Source organism: Cupriavidus sp. SK-3, assembly GCF_000611145.1.
In the GTDB taxonomy this organism is placed as follows: Bacteria; Pseudomonadota; Gammaproteobacteria; order Burkholderiales; family Burkholderiaceae; genus Cupriavidus.
The window spans coordinates 5389-21369 of the sequence record NZ_JFJV02000131.1; the positions used below are offsets into that span (position 1 = coordinate 5389).

The following is a 15981-nucleotide window of genomic DNA, read 5'->3' on the forward strand; positions in this document are numbered from 1 at the left end:
AACCCCGAGGAGAAAACCGCCATCGCTCCCTTGCGAGCTTGTTTCATGTAGCTTACGCTGAACGCTAATGTAGAAGGCACTACATGAGTGCCGGATGAAGGAAAGCGGTGCCGCCCCCGCACAACGACGGCGCGTAACATCCCGGCCAGCCCGCCGGAAACCATAAAAATCGAACATCCATCACTGCGCAGGCCCTGGCCCGCTGCTTGCATAAGCAACAGCACCCAGCCGTCGGCAGCGGTGGCAAAGACATCCACACGGTAGACAACGGTAAAACAGTAAAGGAGTAAACATGTCGTATCAGTATCAAGACGGCGCGGCGGGCGTGCTACCCGCGGCAGCGCAGCCAGACATCTACCGCAAGGTGACCTGGCGCCTGATCCCGTTCTTCTGTGCCTGCTACCTCGCCGCCTACCTCGACCGCATCAACGTCGGGCTGGCCAAGCTGCAGATGCTGGACGACCTGCACTTCAGCGAAACGGTCTACGGCCTGGGCGCCGGGCTGTTCTTCGTGGGCTACATCCTGTTCGAGGTGCCGAGCAACCTGGTGCTGCAAAAGGTGGGGGCGCGCATCTGGATCGCCCGCATCATGGTGACGTGGGGCCTGCTGTCCGGCGCCACCATGTTCGTCAACACGCCAACGCAGTTCTACGTGCTGCGCTTCCTGCTGGGCGCCGCCGAGGCCGGCTTCCTGCCCGGCGTGCTGCTGTACCTGACCTACTGGTTCCCCACTCACAAGCGCAGCAAGATCATCGCGCTGTTCATGATGGGCCTGCCCCTGGCCAGCATGATCGGCAGCCCGATCTCCGGCTGGATCATGACCGCCTTCGCCGGCACGCACGGCTGGGCCGGCTGGCAATGGCTGTTCTTCCTGGAAGCCATTCCCTCGGTGCTGCTGGGCGTGATGGTGTTCTTCTACCTGCCCAACGGCATCAAGGACGCCAAGTGGCTGGAGGCTGACGAGAAGCGCACCCTGCAGCGCAACCTGGACACCGACGTGCTGGTGGAGAGCAGCCACTCGCTCAAGGCGGCCTTTACCGACAAGCGCGTGTGGATGCTGGGCCTGATCGACATGTGCCTGCTGATGGGCACGTACTCGATCGGCTTCTGGATGCCGACCATCATCCGCGACTCCGGCGTGGCGAGCCCGCTGCATATCGGCTTGCTGACCGCGATCCCGCACGCGGTGGCCGTGATCGCGATGCTGCTCAACGGCGCCCACTCCGACAAGACGCGCGAGCGCCGCTGGCATATCGTGATCCCCATCCTGGCGGGCGCCGCCGGCCTGGTGGGCAGCACCTTCGTCACCGGTTCCACCTCCGCCACCGTGCTGATGCTGACGCTGGCCAACGTGGGCATCGTGGCCACTTTCCCGGTGTTCTGGTGCCTGCCGTCGACCTTCCTGAGCGGCACCGCGGCCGCCGCCGGCATCGCGCTGGCCTGCTCGATCGCCAACCTCGGTGGCTTTGCGGCCACTTACCTGCTGGGCTGGCTGAAGGACACCTTCCATAGCCCTAGCGCGGGCCTGATCCTGTTCGCGGGCTGCCTGCTGGCGAGCTGCTTCCTGGTGCTGGCGATGCCGGCCAAGGTGGTCAACCGGTAAAGCTGTACGGCGAACGCTTCGCCGAGAACGGCGGACGGCACCTGTGGGTGCCGTCCGCCGTTTTTGCATGAATCCACGGCAAAACCCGCGCAGACATTGAGCCCCACGCCGCTTATCCGTACCATGCTGCCCATGCAAAGCAGGAAATTCGTATGACTCTCAAGACTCTGGACGGCGCGCTGGCCTTGCTGACCTACTTCACCGTGCGCCAGCCCACCTGGGGCGTGCGCGAACTGGCCAAGCACAGCGGGGTCCATCACGCGGTGGTGCACCGGGTGCTCGCCACCTTCGCCGCCAATGGCTTCCTGGTGCAGGACGCGGTCAGCGGCAAGTATTCGCTGGGGCTGCGGCTGTTCGAACTGGGCCAGGTGGTACGCAAGACCTTCTCGCCGGCGGAAGTGGTACAGCCGGTGCTGGAAAAGCTCGCCGAGCAGAGCGGCGAGACGGTGTTCCTGTCATGGCTCGATGGCCACGAGGGACTGTGCGTGGGCATGGTCCAGAGCCAGCACCAGTTGCGGTTCTCGATCGAACTGGGCCAGCGCTTTCCCTTGCACGCCGGTGCGCACGCCAAGGTGATCCTAGCCTTCCAGGACGATGCCTTTCGCGCCCGCGTGCTGGAGAATGCCCGCGACCAGGCGCAGCCCGCGCTGGCCGCGCCCGATCCCGCCGTCATCGAGCCGCAGCTGGCCGAGATCCGCACGCAAGGCTGGGCGCATACGCGCGGCGAGGCCGCCGCCAGCGTGGCTGGGCTGGCCTTGCCGTTATGGTCGCGCGACCACACCGAGGTGGTCGGCTCGCTGGCGATTGCCGGCCCGCAGCAACGCCTGAACGAGGAATCGGTGCCGCGCATGCTGGATGCGCTGCGCGAAGCGAGCCGCCGGCTGGAAGAGGTGGTGGGCTTCGGACGCTGAGCGAGCCTAGTGTAGCCATAGGGCGCGCGCCACCGCATCGCCCTCCGCCCCGCCGCCGAAGACGCGCTGGCCAATGGCGAAGCCCAGCTCGCGGTAGCTCTCCCACTGCGCCTCGTCGAAGAACTGGTCGCTGGTCGGCTCCTGCGGAAACGCGGGATGGCCGGCGCCATACTGCCGCACATCGGCCGGCGCCGAGCCAATCATGCAGGGCTTGAGCAAGACGATGCGCGATACCGGCCGGCGCGTGGCAGCCGGGTCGGCGGCACGAAAGACGTTCAGCAGGATCGCGCATTTCTCGCTCGACGCCTGCCGCGCCGACGGCAGGAAATCCGCCGGCGTGCCGAACGCGCTGCCGAGCACATCGTCGCCGGCAGCCGCGGCATCCACCACGATCTCCAGCCCCATGTCGATGCGCGCCAGCCGGATCAGGTTGGCAAGATCGCCAAACTGGTATTGGGGATCCGCCCCGCAATCGCACAGCACGATCAGCGTCACGCCGCGCTCGGGACGCAGCAGCTCATACACGGCCGTATTCTCGAAATGGCCGCCGTCCGACAGATACTGCCAGCCGCGCCGCGTGCCATGAAAGCGCGCGCTCAGCTCGCAGGCCAGGTAGTACTGGGTGCGGAACAGCGTGATAAAGCCGCCCAGCCAGGGCGACCCGGCACGGTCCGCCTGCACGCAGTCGCGGTCGGCGCCGCCGGCGCGCGGCGCGCTGCCGGCATCCAGCGGATACGACGGCCACCAGGTGCCCAGGCGAAGGTTGGCCAGCCCCAGCAACAGCGACGTGCCCAGCGTGGTGGAACGGCCCAGCCCGGTGGAGATCGCCGCGCCGGAGGTAGCGATCCAGTCGCCGAGCGTGCGCGACTGCGACAGCTCGCCGCCGCCCGCCTTGTGCGTCTCCGGGTAATACAACTGCCCGTCCACGGTGAAGCGCACGAAGGAATCGGCGGGCACGGCGCGCGTGGCCGTGGGCGGCAGCATGAAAGGCCCGGGCGCGATGCACAGCGGCTTGCCCTTGCGGTCGCGCTGCACCAGTTGCTCGGCGGGATCCACGGTGAGGTTGAGCGTGACGTTGATCAGGTGCAGCGGCGCCAGCATGGCGGGATCGTAGTAGGTGTTCAGGCTGAGCGCATCGCCGGCCTCGGGCTCGGCCACGCTGAGCCTGGCACGCTGGCTGGCGTGCTGCTGCGCCGGTGCCGCCCCGCTGCCGGGCGCGAAGCGCTGGCCGTTGGAACCGCCGAGGTAGGCGCGGGTCAGGCGGGCCGAGTAAAACTGCTGCAGCGTGGACAGGTTCAGGAAGCCGGCAAAACGCCCGGCAATCAGCGTGAGCCCGAGCGCCAGCGCGCTCAGCGCGGACAGCACCGGCGCGGTGTAGCCCGTGCCGAACACCAGCCAGTCGACCGGCTCGCGCCCATTCCACCTCACCCACAACACCAGCCACGACCACATGACGAAAACAAGCAACGCCACCACGGCGGCGGCGATGCCGGCCAACAGCGACACCGGCAGCCGCGACAGCCACGTCCCCCCCTTGCCATCGCTGCCCTTGCCGTCGAGCAGGCCCGCGCCATAGCGGATCAGCCAGACCAGGCCGCCCAGCATCCCCGCCGGACCAAGCGCGCCCCACGGATGGCCCGTGGCCTGCGTGTAGAGGTAGAAGGTACGCGCCACGGTATCCGCCACGCCCAGCGCCGCGAGCCACAGCGCCACGCCGACGGCATGGCTCAGCACGCGTGTGGCACGCACGCGGTAGGCCTGCACGGTGGCAGGCTGGCTCCGGCACAACACAAAGCAGCATGCCACGCCCAGCAAGGTCAGCACCGCGATGGCCAGCAGCAGGCAGGACACGACCAGCCCCGGCCCGAGGTTGTGCAGCCAGGCGGCCAGCCCCAGCATGGCAACGCCAGCCAGCGCGGCAAGGCGCGTGGCGAGGCTATCGAAGCGCAACGCCGGCCGCCCGTCGCCGGCGTGCGGGTAGACCAGCCAGTAAGCCAGGCCGGGCGGCACCGCGAACAGCAGCAGCGCGGCCAGCGGCAGCCATAGCAACTCGCTCCACCAGATCGCCAGGCCGCCCTCGTTGAACACCTGCCGCGCGTCATGCAGCAGGTCCATCTCATGCCGGCCCAGGTCGAGCCAGGTCCCCACCGCGAGATGGCGGGACAGGGCCAGCAATGCCAGCAGCAACAGCAGCGCGCTGCCGATCACGTATTGCATGGCAAACCAGTTGCGCACCATCAGCGACGCCGCGTAGAGCGAATCGCCGGCGCCGGTGGGCGTCAGGTAGCGCCCGTTCTCGCGCAGCCACGCCACGGCGGCGCGGCCGGGGTCGGCGGCGTAGGACACCGAGGAGCGGATGCGCCCCGGCGGCTCCTGCCGCAGCGTGCGGTAGGCAAGCGCGGCGGCCTCGGGCGGCGTCGTTCCCGGTTTCAGGCGGCCGGGCACGAACAAGCTGCAGAAGAAGGCGCCGAGGTAGCCGCCACCGCTGACGGTGGAGAGGTAATCGAACTGGCCAAGCAGTGCGGTCGTGGCTGGCGGGGGCGCGGTGAGAGCAGGCGCGGGGCCATCGCCTTCCTGCACGGCGTCCTGCATGACATCCGGCATGGCTGCCGCCGTAGCGGCCTGCCCGCCGTCTCGCTTCACGTCATGCAGTGCCGCGCCGGGCGCGCCGGCCACCGGCGGCGGCGGCGCCTTGGCCAGCGCCTGCATCACGCCCAGGCAGAAGGTGGCGCTGCGAATCCCGCCGCCGGAGAGGGCCACGGCCCAGTTGCCGTCGCCATCGCGGATGCGCCTGGCAATGCCGAGTTGCCGGCGCCGGCGCGCGATGCGGGCCAACTCGTCTCCGGAAGCCTGGTCTTCGACTGGCATGCCGATCCTCCCTTGCAGATCCCCGCCCAAGTATAGGCGGCGCCACGGCGTGGAGAAGGCCGCACGCCATGTGCCCGGGAGCCTGCCTGCCCGGTGTTTACCCTGATTGTTCAGCCTCCTATCGAGGCCTAGCATTTTACACATACAGAGACACTGTCTCTTATACAGAGACACAAAGCCCGCAACACCGACTGCTTCCATGCTCAAGACCCTGAACGGTGCCCTCGGCCTGATGACGCACTTCACCGTGCGCCAGCCAAGCTGGGGCGTACGCGAACTCGCCAAGCACGCCGGACTGCATCACGCCGTGGTGCATCGCGTGCTCGCCACCTTCGCCGCCAATGGCTTCCTGGTGCAGGACGCCGCCGGACGCTATGGCCTGGGCCTGCGCTGGCTGGAACTGGGCCAGGCAACCCGCAACACCTTCTCTCCCGGCGAAGTGGTGCAACCCGTCCTGGAAGCCCTGGCCGCGCAGAGCGGCGAGACCGTCTTCCTGTCGTGGCGCGATGGCTTCGAGGGGCTGTGCACGGATATCGCCCAGAGCCAGCACCAGCTGCGCTTTTCCATCGAAGTGGGCCAGCGCTTCCCGCTGTTCGCCGGTGCCCATGCCAAGGCCATTCTGGCCTTCCAGGACGAGGGTTTTCGCGGCGAGGTGTACCGCGCGGGCGGCTTGAAAGACGAAGCAGTGGACGCACTGGAAGCGCAACTGGCGCGCATCCGCCTGGACGGCTGGGCGCATACCCGCGAGGAAGCCGCCGCCACGGTGGCCGGGCTGGCCGTACCGCTGTGGTCGCGCGACAGGCGCGCGGTGGTCGGCTCGCTCGGCATCGCCGGGCCGCTGCAAAGACTGGACATACAGGCCGTACCCCGCCTGCTGGACGCAATGCGCCGGGCCAAGGGGCCAATCGAGGAGGTTGCCGGTTTCATCCGCTAAATAAAACGTGCGGAGAACACTGGCAGGACAGATGATGAAAGGTAGAACCATGGAAGCCCCGGCAGCAATGAACCCACCCCTGGCGGCAACGGCCGCCGCCCGCTCGCGCATCACCGAACCCTTCCTGCTGCTGGTCACGGTAGGGCTGTCGGTGTTCGGCGCGATGATCGGCATGCAACTGATCGTCTCGCTTGGGATCTCGGCCAATACGTCGATCATCGGCGCGCTGATCGCCATCGTGTTCTCGCGCATCCCGCTGGAAATCACGCGGCGCTTCCGCGTCCTGGAGCGCCAGAACCTGGTGCAGACAGCGATTTCCTCGGCCACCTTCGGCGCGGCCAATTCGCTGATGATCCCGCTTGGCGTGCCCTACGCCATGGGCATGCCGGAGCTGGCCACGCCGATGCTGATTGGCGCGGTGATCGCCATGTTCGTCGATGGCGCCATGCTGTATTTCCTGTTCGGCAGCAAGATCTTCCCGGCCACGGGCACCTGGCCGGCGGGCATTGCCACGGCAGAGGCGATCTGGGCGGGCGACCGCGGCGGACGCAAGGCGGCCTTCCTGGGCCTGGGCATCGCGGTGGGCGTGGGCGGCGCGTGGTTCGGCATTCCGATGTCGGCCTTTGGCGCGGCCTTTCTCGGCAACCTCGCCGCGCTGACCATGTTCGGCCTGGGGCTGCTGACGCGCGGCTACTCGGTGCCGCTGCTCGGCATCGACATCGCCAAGGCTTATATCCCGCACGGCCTGATGATCGGCGCCGGGCTGGTAGCGCTGTTCCAGGTCGCGCGTGAAATCCACAAGTCGCGCAACGCCCTGGCCGCCGACGAGCGCACCATCGAGGTCCCGGCGTCGCGCGCCAGCCGCATCCTGTCGGGCGGCTTCCTGGTCTACCTGGCTATCGCGCTGCTGATCTCGGTGCTGGCCGGCCATGTTTCCGACATGTCGCTGGGCATGCTGGTGGTGTTCGTGCTGTACGCTGCGTTCGCCGCCTATGTGCACGAGCTGATCGTCGGCATCGCCGCCATGCATTCGGGCTGGTTCCCGGCCTTCGCGGTGGCGCTGATCACGCTGACCATCGGCATCCTGATCGGCTTCCCGCCGACCGCGCTGGCGGTCCTGGTGGGCTTCTCCGCCGCCACCGGCCCGGCCTTCGCCGACATGGGCTACGACCTGAAGACCGGCTACCTGCTGCGTGGCGAAGGCCGCGACATGGAGGCGGAACTCGCCGGGCGCAAGCAGCAGTTCTTCGCCGCCATGATCGGCTTCGCCGTCGCCGCGGTGGTGGTGATCGTGTTCCACGGGACCTTCTTTTCACAGAACATGCTGCCGCCGGTGGACCGCGTCTATGCCGCGTCGATCAAGGCCGGCTCCTCCGCAGAGATCGCACGCAACCTGGTGATCTGGGCGATCCCCGGTGCGCTGCTGCAGTTGCTGGGCGGCTCCAGGCGCCAGCTCGGCATCCTGCTTTCCACCGGCATGCTGATCGCCTCGCCGCTGGCCGGCTGGGCGGTACTCGCCGGCCTGCTGATCCGCTTCGTGCTGCTGCGCCTGCGGGGCGAGCGCGATATCGCGGCGATGAGCGCCTTCGCCGGCGGCGTGATCGCGGGCGATGCGCTGTTCAGCTTCTTCGGCTCCGTGACCAAGCTGCGCAAGTAAGCGCCGCCAACGCAAGAAGCCTCCTTTTTCCTGCACGACCCCGAGACGTTTCATGGATATCCAAGCAATCCGCGCCGACACCCCGTTGACGGCATCCACCATCTACCTCGATACCGCGGCGGCCTCGCTGCCGCCGGACGCCGTGCTCGACGAGGTGCGCGCCTATCTGCTCGATACCGGCCACGTGGGCATCTACCTGCCGGCCTTCCGCAAGGCCACCTACGCCCGCGTGGAAGCGGTGCGCGCCCAACTGGCCGGCCTGCTCAACGCCGGGGCCGACGAGATCGCCTTTACCAAGAACGCCACCGAGAGCATCTCCATCGTGGCGCGCGGCATCGCGTGGCAGGCGGGCGACGAAGTGCTGGTGGCCGACACGGAAATGCTCAGTAACCTGCTGCCGTGGAGGCGCCTGGAGCAGACCCACGGCATCGTGGTGAAGATGGTGGCAGCCGATGCACAGGGGCTGCTGTCTCCCGGCAGCTTTGCCGCCGCCGTGACGCCGCGCACGCGGCTGCTGACCTTCTCGCACCTGCCCAACTCCACCGGTGCAGTGCAGCCCGCAGCAGCCATCTGCGCAGTGGCGCGCGCGCACGGCGTGCTGTCCCTGGTCAACGCCGCGCAAAGCGTGGGCATCCTGCGCTCCGATGTGCAAGCGCTGGATTGCGACTTTCTGGCCAGTTGCGGGCGCAAGGCGCTGCGCGCCACCGAGGGCTCGGGGTTCCTCTATGTACGCCGCGCGCTGATCGAGTCGATCGAGCCTGCGCTCGTTGGCTGGTGGAACGGCAGCTATGACCGCGCCACCGGCGCGTTGTCGCTGGTGCCGGGCGCGCGCCGCTTTGAAGCCGGCTGCCCCATCGTGCCCGCCATCCTCGGCCTCGGCAGCGCCATCGGCTATGCGCAACGCATCGGCATCGACGCCATCGAAGCGCGCGTGCGCAGCCTCACCGCGTACGCCGTGCAGAAGCTCTCCGCCATCCCCGGCTTCGAACTCTATGGCCCGGTCAACGCTGCGGACCGCATCGGCATCGTGCCCTTCAACGTGCGCGGCGTGGACCCGGCCCGCATCGTGGCCGCGCTGGAACAGCAGCAATGCATCATCGAAGCGGGCAACTTCATGGCCGATGCCATCCTGGCACGCTACGGCGTCTCCACCATGGCGCGGGTCTCTCTGCATTACTTCAATACGCATGAGGAAATCGACCGCGTGGCCGAGCTGATCGCCGCCGCCGTCGCCTGAGCCTCCCTTCACGACTGAACAACCGGAACCTGACATGAATCAACGCATCCTGCTGATGAGCAGCTCACGCAAGGACAACCTCGGCTACCTGGAACATGCCGACGCGCAGATCCACACCTTGTTGAAGCGCGAGCCGCGCAAGGTCCTGTTCGTCCCCTTCGCCGGCGTGACCTTCAGCTTCGACACATATGAAGGCATGGTCAAACCGGTGTTCGAGCGCCTGGGCTACGCGCTCGAATCCATCCACCACAGCGCCGACGCACGCCGCGCGGTGGAACAGGCCGAAGCCATCGCGGTGGGCGGCGGCAACACCTTCGCCCTGCTCAAGCGCATGTACGACGCCGACATCGTCGAGGCGATCCGCGCCAAGGTGCGGGCCGGCACGCCATACGTCGGCTGGAGCGCCGGCAGCAACGTGGCTTGCCCGACCATCCGCACCACCAACGACATGCCCATCGTGCAGCCGCCCTCGCTGCGCGCGCTGCGCCTGGTGCCGTTCCAGGTCAACCCGCACTTCATCAGCGGCAAACCCGCCGGCCACAACGGCGAAAGCCGCGAAGAGCGCCTCGCCGAGTTCCTGCACATCAACGCGCCAGAGCAAGTCTTCGCGCTGCCGGAAGGTTCGGCCCTGTTCTCCGATGGCAGCGACGGCACGGTGCTGGGCGAGCGCCATGCGCTGCACTTCACGGCCGAGGGCCAGGCAGAGACGCTGCGCGAAGGCGAGACCTTCCCGCTGTCGCGCATCACCGGACCGGCAGGCATGGACGGCTGGCAAGACTTCCGGGCCTGACCTCCCGCGCCGCGCGGCGCGAAACCCCACACGCAATAGCACCGGACGCAGGGCGACAGACCCCTGCGCGGGCCCCCTTTTACCCTTGGAGGAGAAGAACAACATGACAAGCAAGCACTGGCTGGGCGCGCTCGCCCTGAGCCTGCCCGCCGCCGCGATGGCGCAGGACGGGCTGACGCTGTACGGCGTCATCGACACCGCGCTCACCTACCAGACGCACTCGGACCCCAGCGGCAACGCGCAGACCGGGCTGCAACAGGGCGGCGAAGGCTTCCTGTCCGGCAGCCGCTTCGGCTTCAAGGGCAATGAAGACCTGGGGGGCGACCTGTCGGCGGGCTTCGTGCTGGAAAACGGCTTTCTCGCCGACACCGGCAAATTCGACCAGCAGGGCCAGCTGTTCGGCCGCCAGGCCTATGTGCGGATCGGCAGCAAGCGCTACGGCGAACTGGCACTGGGCCGGCAATACACCACGGCCAACACCATGCTGTACTACGTTGACCCGCTTGGCGTTGGCGCCGCGCCGTCCAATGCGTGGATGGTCTACCTGACCGGCCAGCGCTACGACAACGCGATCAGCTACACCGGCAACTACGGCCCGGTATCGGTAATTGCGGAGTACGCGCTGGGCGAGACCGCCGGCAAGGGCTCGGCGATGTCGTCGATTTCGCTCGGCGTGAAGTACGCATCGGGGCCGATCGTGGCCGTTGGCGATTTCCAGCAGACGCGCGACAACATGAGCCGCGCCGCGCGCATCTACCTGGCGGGACTGAAAGCCTCGGCGGGCCGCGCCAGCCTGTTCGCCAACTACATCCACAGCGACCGCGACGCCGGCTTCGATTCCTCCAAGGGCGGCACCGACACCGCCACCATCACCAGCATGACGACCGCCGCCACAGCCACCAACCGCGCGGCCTTCAACTCGGTGTTCGGCGGCAGCCGGCACGATGATTTCTTCACCGTGGGCGCCAGCTACGCGGTCACCCCCGCGGTCACGCTGACCGCCAGCGCGATGCACGACCGCACCCGCGCCGACGCCTTCAGCGGCAACCGCACCACCGCCTACGGCGTGGCGGACTACGCCTTCAGCAAGCGCACCGATGTCTACCTGGCGCTGGCGTATGACTGGGTGCGTGGCGACTGGTCGGGGTTGTTTGGCAACGGCACGACCAACTGGACCGGCGGCAGCGGCAAGACGCTGGATGGACGGAACAACCAGACGACGGTGATGCTGGGGATGCGTCACTTGTTTTAAAGGCGCGGTGCGCGGGCGTCGCGCAGGTTCGGATGCGCACGGCGAAGCATGGCGAGCGCCCGCCCGCTCCCCCGGCCGGGGGTGAAACCACCTTTGCCTCCAAGCCCCTGAAGTTGACCTCGACCTTTAATTTTTGAATTTTGACGTTGATGTTGAAGCTGAAGTTGAAGTTGAAGCTGGCTTCAACCAAACCCCATCAAGGAGAACCCCATGTCCCTGCAGCAAACCCTGGTCATCCACGAAGCCCTCGACAGCCCCGCCGCCAACGGCACGGTGATACGCGAACTGTTCGACGCCTACACCGCCACAGGCGTGACAGTGGAAGTCGCCACCGTCAACAACGCGCCCCCGGAAAGCACAGAGAACACCACCGACTTCATCACCATCGTCATCCCCGGCAAAGACGGCAAGCGTAACGGCGGCAAAGCACCCACGCTCGGCGTGATCGGCCGTAACGGCGCCATCGGCGCCCGCCCGGAACTGGTCGGCCTGGTATCCGACGCGGACGGACCGATCGGCAGCCTGGCGGTGGCGCTCAAGCTGGCGCAGATGAAGCACAAGGGCGACCACCTCGCCGGCGACGTCATCGTGACCACGCACCTGTCCACCAACGTGTCGATGCAGCCGCACGATCCGGTGCCCTTCATGGGCATGCCGGTGTCGTCCGACACCATGAACGATTACCAGGTGCTGCCGGAGATGGACGCCATCCTGTCGATCGATGCATCCAAGGGCAACAGCATCATCAAGCAGCGCGGCTTTGCGATCTCGCCGACGGCCATGCAGGGCTATATCCTGCGCGTGAGCCCCGACCTGGTGGCAACGATGGAGTCCACCACCGGCTGCCCGGCGGTCACCTTCCCGATCTCGCAGCAGGACATCACGCCCTACCATAACGGCCTTTACCACTTCAACAGCATCATGCAGCCGCACGTGGCCACCGGCGCGCCGGTCGTCGGCGTAGCCTTGACGGCGCAGTCGGTGGTCTCTGGCAGCGCCACCAGCGCCAACCACGAGATCGACATTGCCGAGGCCGTACGCTTCTGCGTGGAAGTCGCCAAACGCTTCGGCAACGGCAAGTGCCAGTTCTTCAACACAGTGGAATGGGACAAGATCCGCGCGATCTATCCGGACATGACAGTATTCCAGCGCGCCGGCACCGCGCGCTGAGACCCGGCGGGGCGGCGCTCCCATGCGCGGCAGGCCACACGCGGGCATTTTCAGCGGACGCGCTTCGGTGTATGGTTGCGCACCTGACGCAGTCCCCGCCCTAGCGGCTATTCTTGCAACATGCTCCGCCTGAACGACCCCGAAAGCCAACCGCTGTCCCGCTGCCTGTGCACCCTCGCCGCCTGTGCGGCGCTGGCCGCGCTGCCCGGCTGCGAACGCAATGAACCGGCGCCGGCCGCCCCCGCGGCGGCAACTGCCCCGGATGCGCAGGCCGCTCGCGCCGACGACGCCGCCCAGCCGGACGAGACGCCCGTCTTCACCCCCGCGCCGCTGGCCCGCCCGCTGGTGGCCCTGCGCGGGCTGAGCAGCATGGCGGACGTCCAGGCCGCCTGGGGCAAGCCGCCCGACATCACGCCCAACCAGGAAGAATGCGGTACGGCGCTCGATGAAGAGCAGCTGATGGACTACCGCTATCCGGATGCGCTGATCGAAGTGGGCCGCAGCGGCGACGCCGTGATCCGCGCACTGCATGGCATTCCGGCCGGGCTGACGCTCAAGCTCGAAGGCCATGACATCACCGCGGCCTCCACGCTCTCGCAGATCAACGCGGCCCTGCGCAAGAACCCGCACTGGAAGATGGCCGAAGCGCCGGGCAAGGTGCGCAGCCCCGCCGACCGCGACGAGGGCGACCCGCTCGAACAGCTCGCCTACACCACGCTCTACACGCTGGATGGCGACGGCGACCAGTACCGCCTGTACTTCCTCGGCGACCGGCTGGTGGGCTACGCCTACTGGGTCGGCTGCTGACCCGTCTGGCCGTCGGCCAACTGGCCTGGCGGCGGACTAGCGCAATGCGCCAGGACCGCCCGCGTGTGGCGTGAGCGCCGCCTCGGCGCCATCTTCGGCAGGGTCCGGTGTCACTTCGCCATGCAGCCGCTTCCACTCGTCGAAGCCGCCGGCCAGCGCCCAGGTATTGGCGTAACCGGCGGACTTGAGCCGCTCTGCCAGGATTGCGGCCGACACCTCGTTCGGACACGCGCAGTAGATGACGATGTCGGTCGTGCGTGGATGGTCGGAGAGCAAGGCCAGCGGTGCGTTCAGGTCAATGGTCATGGCGCCGGGGATGCGTTCGGCCGCGTCGCTGCGCACATCCAGGACCAGCGGAAAGCGATCGCCGTGGCGGCGCGCCTCCAGTTCGCTTACCGACATGCGGGGCACCAGGCGCGTGCGGCGCAGCAAGCGCACGCGGCGCCAGAACTTCCACGCCACGAAGGCCGCGAACCCAGCCACCAGCACCATCACGGCCACCGGGCCATACGTGCTGAACGTGCTCAGGATGACCTCGACGAAATCGGTGAACACCGCGCCCACCAGCAACGCACCGCCGGCCCACACCAGCGCGCCGAGCGCGTCATAGAACAGGAAGACGAGGAAAGGCGTGGACGTCATGCCGGCCATGGCCGTGGACAGCGCGCCGGCGCCAGGCAGCAGCTTGGCGAACACCAGCGAGCGCGGACCCACCCGCAGGTACAGCGACTGGGTCTGGCGGATACAACTGTCGGGAGAGATCGACACCCGGCAGATGGTGCGCAGCATGGGCTGCCCGAGGCGCTTGCCGGCGAAGTACCAGGCCGTGTCGGCAATCAGGCAGGCCAGGATGACCGCCGCCAGCACCGCGCCCAGCGCCGGGCCGCCCTCGCGCATGCCGAGCGCGCCGGCGACGAACAGCATGGGAACGGCTGGCACGGGCAGCCCGGCCTGCTCGGCCAGCACATTGAGAAACACCAGCATGACGCCGTGGCTCTCCAGCAAGGACTGCAACTCACCCACACCGATCTCCCGCGCTTGCGCGCCTGCGCTGTTTCCGCCCCTTCAAGGTATTCGGCGCGAGCGAGTCACTCGCGCCGACGGGCATAGGCAGTAGTGTGCCACCAAGGCGGCGCGGTGCAGTGCGTTGTCTTGCATGCCAACGTCAAAAACCCTGAACGAACGGGCGATGCCGCGGGCGCGGGGCTAGCGTGCCGATCGTCAGGCGTGGGCGCCGTCCTGGAACGTATCGAACTGGCGCGCGGGAGCCGAGGAAACGCCGGTGCGGTCCATGCCGGCCAGCTTTTCCGCGCCGTCCAGGAAGGGATCGACCTTCCGTGCCGGGTCGGAGGAAACGCCGGTACGGTCCATGCCGGACAGCTTCTGCGCGCCGTCCGTGAACGGATCGGGCTTGCGCGTCCGGCTGGCGTCGGCGCCGGACGCGGCCGGGTCGAGCCGTGCGCCATCGCTGTACACATTGAAGCGCGAGGCATGGAAAACGTAGCCATAGCGGTCCGCCGCCACGGGGCTGTCCTTGGGGCCGGTGGCTTGTGCGGGAGCCGCCATGGCGGCAAATCCGGCGAGAGCGGCCGACGTCATCAACAGCTTGAGGCAATGGTTCTTCATGATGGTCTCCTTCTGGCGATCGGCGGATCGCCGCTGGCTTGCGGGGAGGCAGCGCATCGCGCCGCTCCGGCCGCACGTGAATCGCGCGGTTAGACCAGATACGCCGCGCAGCGCGGCGTGGATGCAAAGAAGAACGTAGCGGGCGCGGACGTCGGGCAAGCCGCGCGCCGGCGGCTTCAGCGCATGCCGTCCATGCGCCGCATCACGCGGCCGCCATCCTGTCGCCGCCGGTCATCGAAGGCGATGGCCACTACCTGGTCTATCCGGCGCTCCGGCACGACGACGAAGCGCTGCGCGCCGCGCGCATGGATCGCCCGGCGGCGAATCCTGCCGCGCCCTGATCTGGCTGGCGGCTGGCGACCGCCTGATGGCGCCATGCGTTCCGGCCTGTTGCCTGTCGCACCCGCGTGCGGGCATCATGGCGCCTACCAAACCCGGAGCCCCGCATGTCTGCCCAACCTGCCTCGCAAGACCAGTTGATCCAACGCTTTGGCTTGCAGCCGCATCCGGAAGGCGGCTACTACCGCGAGACCCACCGCGATGCGGCGCGCGTGGCACGCGAAGGCACAATCGGCGGCCCCGCCACCCACGCCGCTTCCACTGCGATCTACTACCTGCTGTGCGACAACGCGTACTCCGCCTGGCACCGCATCCGCTCCGACGAAGTGTGGCACTTCTACGCGGGCAGCCCGCTCGACGTACACGTGCTGGAGGACGGTGGCGGCCTCACCACGCACCGGCTGGGCAACGCGCTCGCGCATGACGACGCGGTCTTCCAGGCCGTGGTCAAGGCCGGCTGCTGGTTCGCCGCCGAGCGCAGCGATCCGGCCGGATTCTCGCTGGTAGGCTGCACGGTGGCGCCGGGCTTCGAGTTCAGCGAGTTCGAGCTGGCCGACACCGGCAGCCTGCTGGCAACGCATCCACGGCACGCCACGCTGATCGCGCGGCTCGCGCCGGCTGCGCGGCGCTAGGTTTGCCATTCCGGGATTCCAGATACGAAATACGTGTCGGCGCCACGAAAAGCGAAGCCAGAAGCTTCTTGCGGCACAACGGCATAGCGAGCGCCAAACGTTGGACATCCGAGGACCAGTTTTTGCTTCGGCTTCGGCTTCGGCTGCTTAAATTC

The 15981-nt window shown here is 67.7% G+C and carries 15 protein-coding genes; 10 read left to right on the plus strand and 5 right to left on the minus strand.

The features are described 5' to 3' along the window. Positions 1 to 257 (minus strand): hypothetical protein (locus CF70_RS37790; RefSeq protein ID WP_235185040.1); only part of this gene is annotated, 257 nt, incomplete at its 3' end. Positions 258 to 292: 35 nt separating this feature from the next. On the opposite strand from CF70_RS37790, the gene CF70_RS14155 reads away from it, so the two are divergent. Both CF70_RS14155 and CF70_RS14160 read left to right on the plus strand, forming a co-directional pair. Further along, a complete protein-coding gene (locus CF70_RS14155; RefSeq protein ID WP_035865450.1) occupies positions 293 to 1603 on the plus strand; it encodes an MFS transporter in 1311 nt (436 codons plus the stop codon). A gap of 152 nt (positions 1604 to 1755) precedes the next feature. Continuing rightward, positions 1756 to 2514, plus strand: a complete 759-nt coding sequence (locus tag CF70_RS14160; RefSeq protein ID WP_035865453.1) for an IclR family transcriptional regulator — start codon at positions 1756 to 1758, stop codon at positions 2512 to 2514. Between the two features lie 6 nt (positions 2515 to 2520). Here the strand turns inward: CF70_RS14160 and CF70_RS14165 are convergent, their stop codons facing one another. Continuing rightward, on the minus strand, positions 2521 to 5382 hold the full coding sequence (locus tag CF70_RS14165; protein WP_051648432.1) for a hypothetical protein: 2862 nt from the start codon (positions 5380 to 5382) through the stop codon (positions 2521 to 2523). Positions 5383 to 5581: 199 nt separating this feature from the next. Between CF70_RS14165 and CF70_RS14170 the strand changes: the two genes are divergently transcribed. The 7 genes from CF70_RS14170 (at position 5582) to CF70_RS14200 (ending at position 13229) form a co-directional block, all read left to right on the plus strand. Beyond that, a complete protein-coding gene (locus CF70_RS14170) occupies positions 5582 to 6316 on the plus strand; it encodes an IclR family transcriptional regulator (RefSeq protein ID WP_035865458.1) in 735 nt (244 codons plus the stop codon). 67 nt (positions 6317 to 6383) lie between these two features. Next, on the plus strand, positions 6384 to 7973 hold the full coding sequence (locus tag CF70_RS14175) for an OPT/YSL family transporter (protein ID WP_152561812.1): 1590 nt from the start codon (positions 6384 to 6386) through the stop codon (positions 7971 to 7973). Positions 7974 to 8025: 52 nt separating this feature from the next. Beyond that, entirely contained in the window at positions 8026 to 9210 is a 1185-nt protein-coding gene (locus CF70_RS14180) for an aminotransferase class V-fold PLP-dependent enzyme (RefSeq protein ID WP_035865463.1), read from the plus strand. A 34-nt stretch (positions 9211 to 9244) separates the two neighbouring features. Continuing rightward, on the plus strand, positions 9245 to 10000 hold the full coding sequence (gene pepE / locus CF70_RS14185; protein WP_035865465.1) for a dipeptidase PepE: 756 nt from the start codon (positions 9245 to 9247) through the stop codon (positions 9998 to 10000). Between the two features lie 103 nt (positions 10001 to 10103). Then, entirely contained in the window at positions 10104 to 11252 is a 1149-nt protein-coding gene (locus tag CF70_RS14190) for a porin (RefSeq protein ID WP_035865468.1), read from the plus strand. A 210-nt stretch (positions 11253 to 11462) separates the two neighbouring features. After that, positions 11463 to 12422 (plus strand): DUF1177 domain-containing protein, encoded by a 960-nt coding sequence (locus tag CF70_RS14195; protein ID WP_035865469.1) that lies wholly within the window; start codon positions 11463 to 11465, stop codon positions 12420 to 12422. Between the two features lie 120 nt (positions 12423 to 12542). Further along, a complete protein-coding gene (locus CF70_RS14200) occupies positions 12543 to 13229 on the plus strand; it encodes a hypothetical protein (protein WP_035865472.1) in 687 nt (228 codons plus the stop codon). Between the two features lie 36 nt (positions 13230 to 13265). Here the strand turns inward: CF70_RS14200 and CF70_RS14205 are convergent, their stop codons facing one another. The 3 genes from CF70_RS14205 to CF70_RS14215 all read right to left on the minus strand — a co-directional run bounded on the left by CF70_RS14205 (position 13266) and on the right by CF70_RS14215 (position 15232). Continuing rightward, on the minus strand, positions 13266 to 14252 hold the full coding sequence (locus tag CF70_RS14205) for a VTT domain-containing protein (protein ID WP_035865474.1): 987 nt from the start codon (positions 14250 to 14252) through the stop codon (positions 13266 to 13268). Positions 14253 to 14450: 198 nt separating this feature from the next. After that, positions 14451 to 14855: a hypothetical protein gene (locus CF70_RS14210; RefSeq protein ID WP_035865476.1), complete on the minus strand. Its 405-nt coding sequence runs from the start codon at positions 14853 to 14855 to the stop codon at positions 14451 to 14453. Positions 14856 to 15031: 176 nt separating this feature from the next. Next, positions 15032 to 15232: a hypothetical protein gene (locus CF70_RS14215; protein WP_035865478.1), complete on the minus strand. Its 201-nt coding sequence runs from the start codon at positions 15230 to 15232 to the stop codon at positions 15032 to 15034. 69 nt (positions 15233 to 15301) lie between these two features. Here CF70_RS14215 and CF70_RS14220 point away from each other — a divergent pair, with 69 nt between their 5' ends. Continuing rightward, positions 15302 to 15826 carry a cupin domain-containing protein gene (locus CF70_RS14220; protein ID WP_035865479.1) on the plus strand — a complete coding sequence of 175 codons (525 nt, stop codon included), beginning with the start codon at positions 15302 to 15304 and terminating at the stop codon, positions 15824 to 15826. Positions 15827 to 15981: the final 155 nt, after the last annotated feature.

Coding starts and splice junctions, on each gene's coding strand:
- CF70_RS14155 (WP_035865450.1), top strand. CDS start 293: ATGTCGTATCAGTATCAAGACGGCGCGGCGGGCGTGCTACCCGCGGCA.
- CF70_RS14160 (WP_035865453.1), top strand. CDS start 1,756: ATGACTCTCAAGACTCTGGACGGCGCGCTGGCCTTGCTGACCTACTTC.
- CF70_RS14165 (WP_051648432.1), bottom strand. CDS start 5,382: ATGCCAGTCGAAGACCAGGCTTCCGGAGACGAGTTGGCCCGCATCGCG.
- CF70_RS14170 (WP_035865458.1), top strand. CDS start 5,582: ATGCTCAAGACCCTGAACGGTGCCCTCGGCCTGATGACGCACTTCACC.
- CF70_RS14175 (WP_152561812.1), top strand. CDS start 6,384: ATGAACCCACCCCTGGCGGCAACGGCCGCCGCCCGCTCGCGCATCACC.
- CF70_RS14180 (WP_035865463.1), top strand. CDS start 8,026: ATGGATATCCAAGCAATCCGCGCCGACACCCCGTTGACGGCATCCACC.
- pepE (WP_035865465.1), top strand. CDS start 9,245: ATGAATCAACGCATCCTGCTGATGAGCAGCTCACGCAAGGACAACCTC.
- CF70_RS14190 (WP_035865468.1), top strand. CDS start 10,104: ATGACAAGCAAGCACTGGCTGGGCGCGCTCGCCCTGAGCCTGCCCGCC.
- CF70_RS14195 (WP_035865469.1), top strand. CDS start 11,463: ATGTCCCTGCAGCAAACCCTGGTCATCCACGAAGCCCTCGACAGCCCC.
- CF70_RS14200 (WP_035865472.1), top strand. CDS start 12,543: ATGCTCCGCCTGAACGACCCCGAAAGCCAACCGCTGTCCCGCTGCCTG.
- CF70_RS14210 (WP_035865476.1), bottom strand. CDS start 14,855: ATGAAGAACCATTGCCTCAAGCTGTTGATGACGTCGGCCGCTCTCGCC.
- CF70_RS14215 (WP_035865478.1), bottom strand. CDS start 15,232: ATGGCGCCATCAGGCGGTCGCCAGCCGCCAGCCAGATCAGGGCGCGGC.
- CF70_RS14220 (WP_035865479.1), top strand. CDS start 15,302: ATGTCTGCCCAACCTGCCTCGCAAGACCAGTTGATCCAACGCTTTGGC.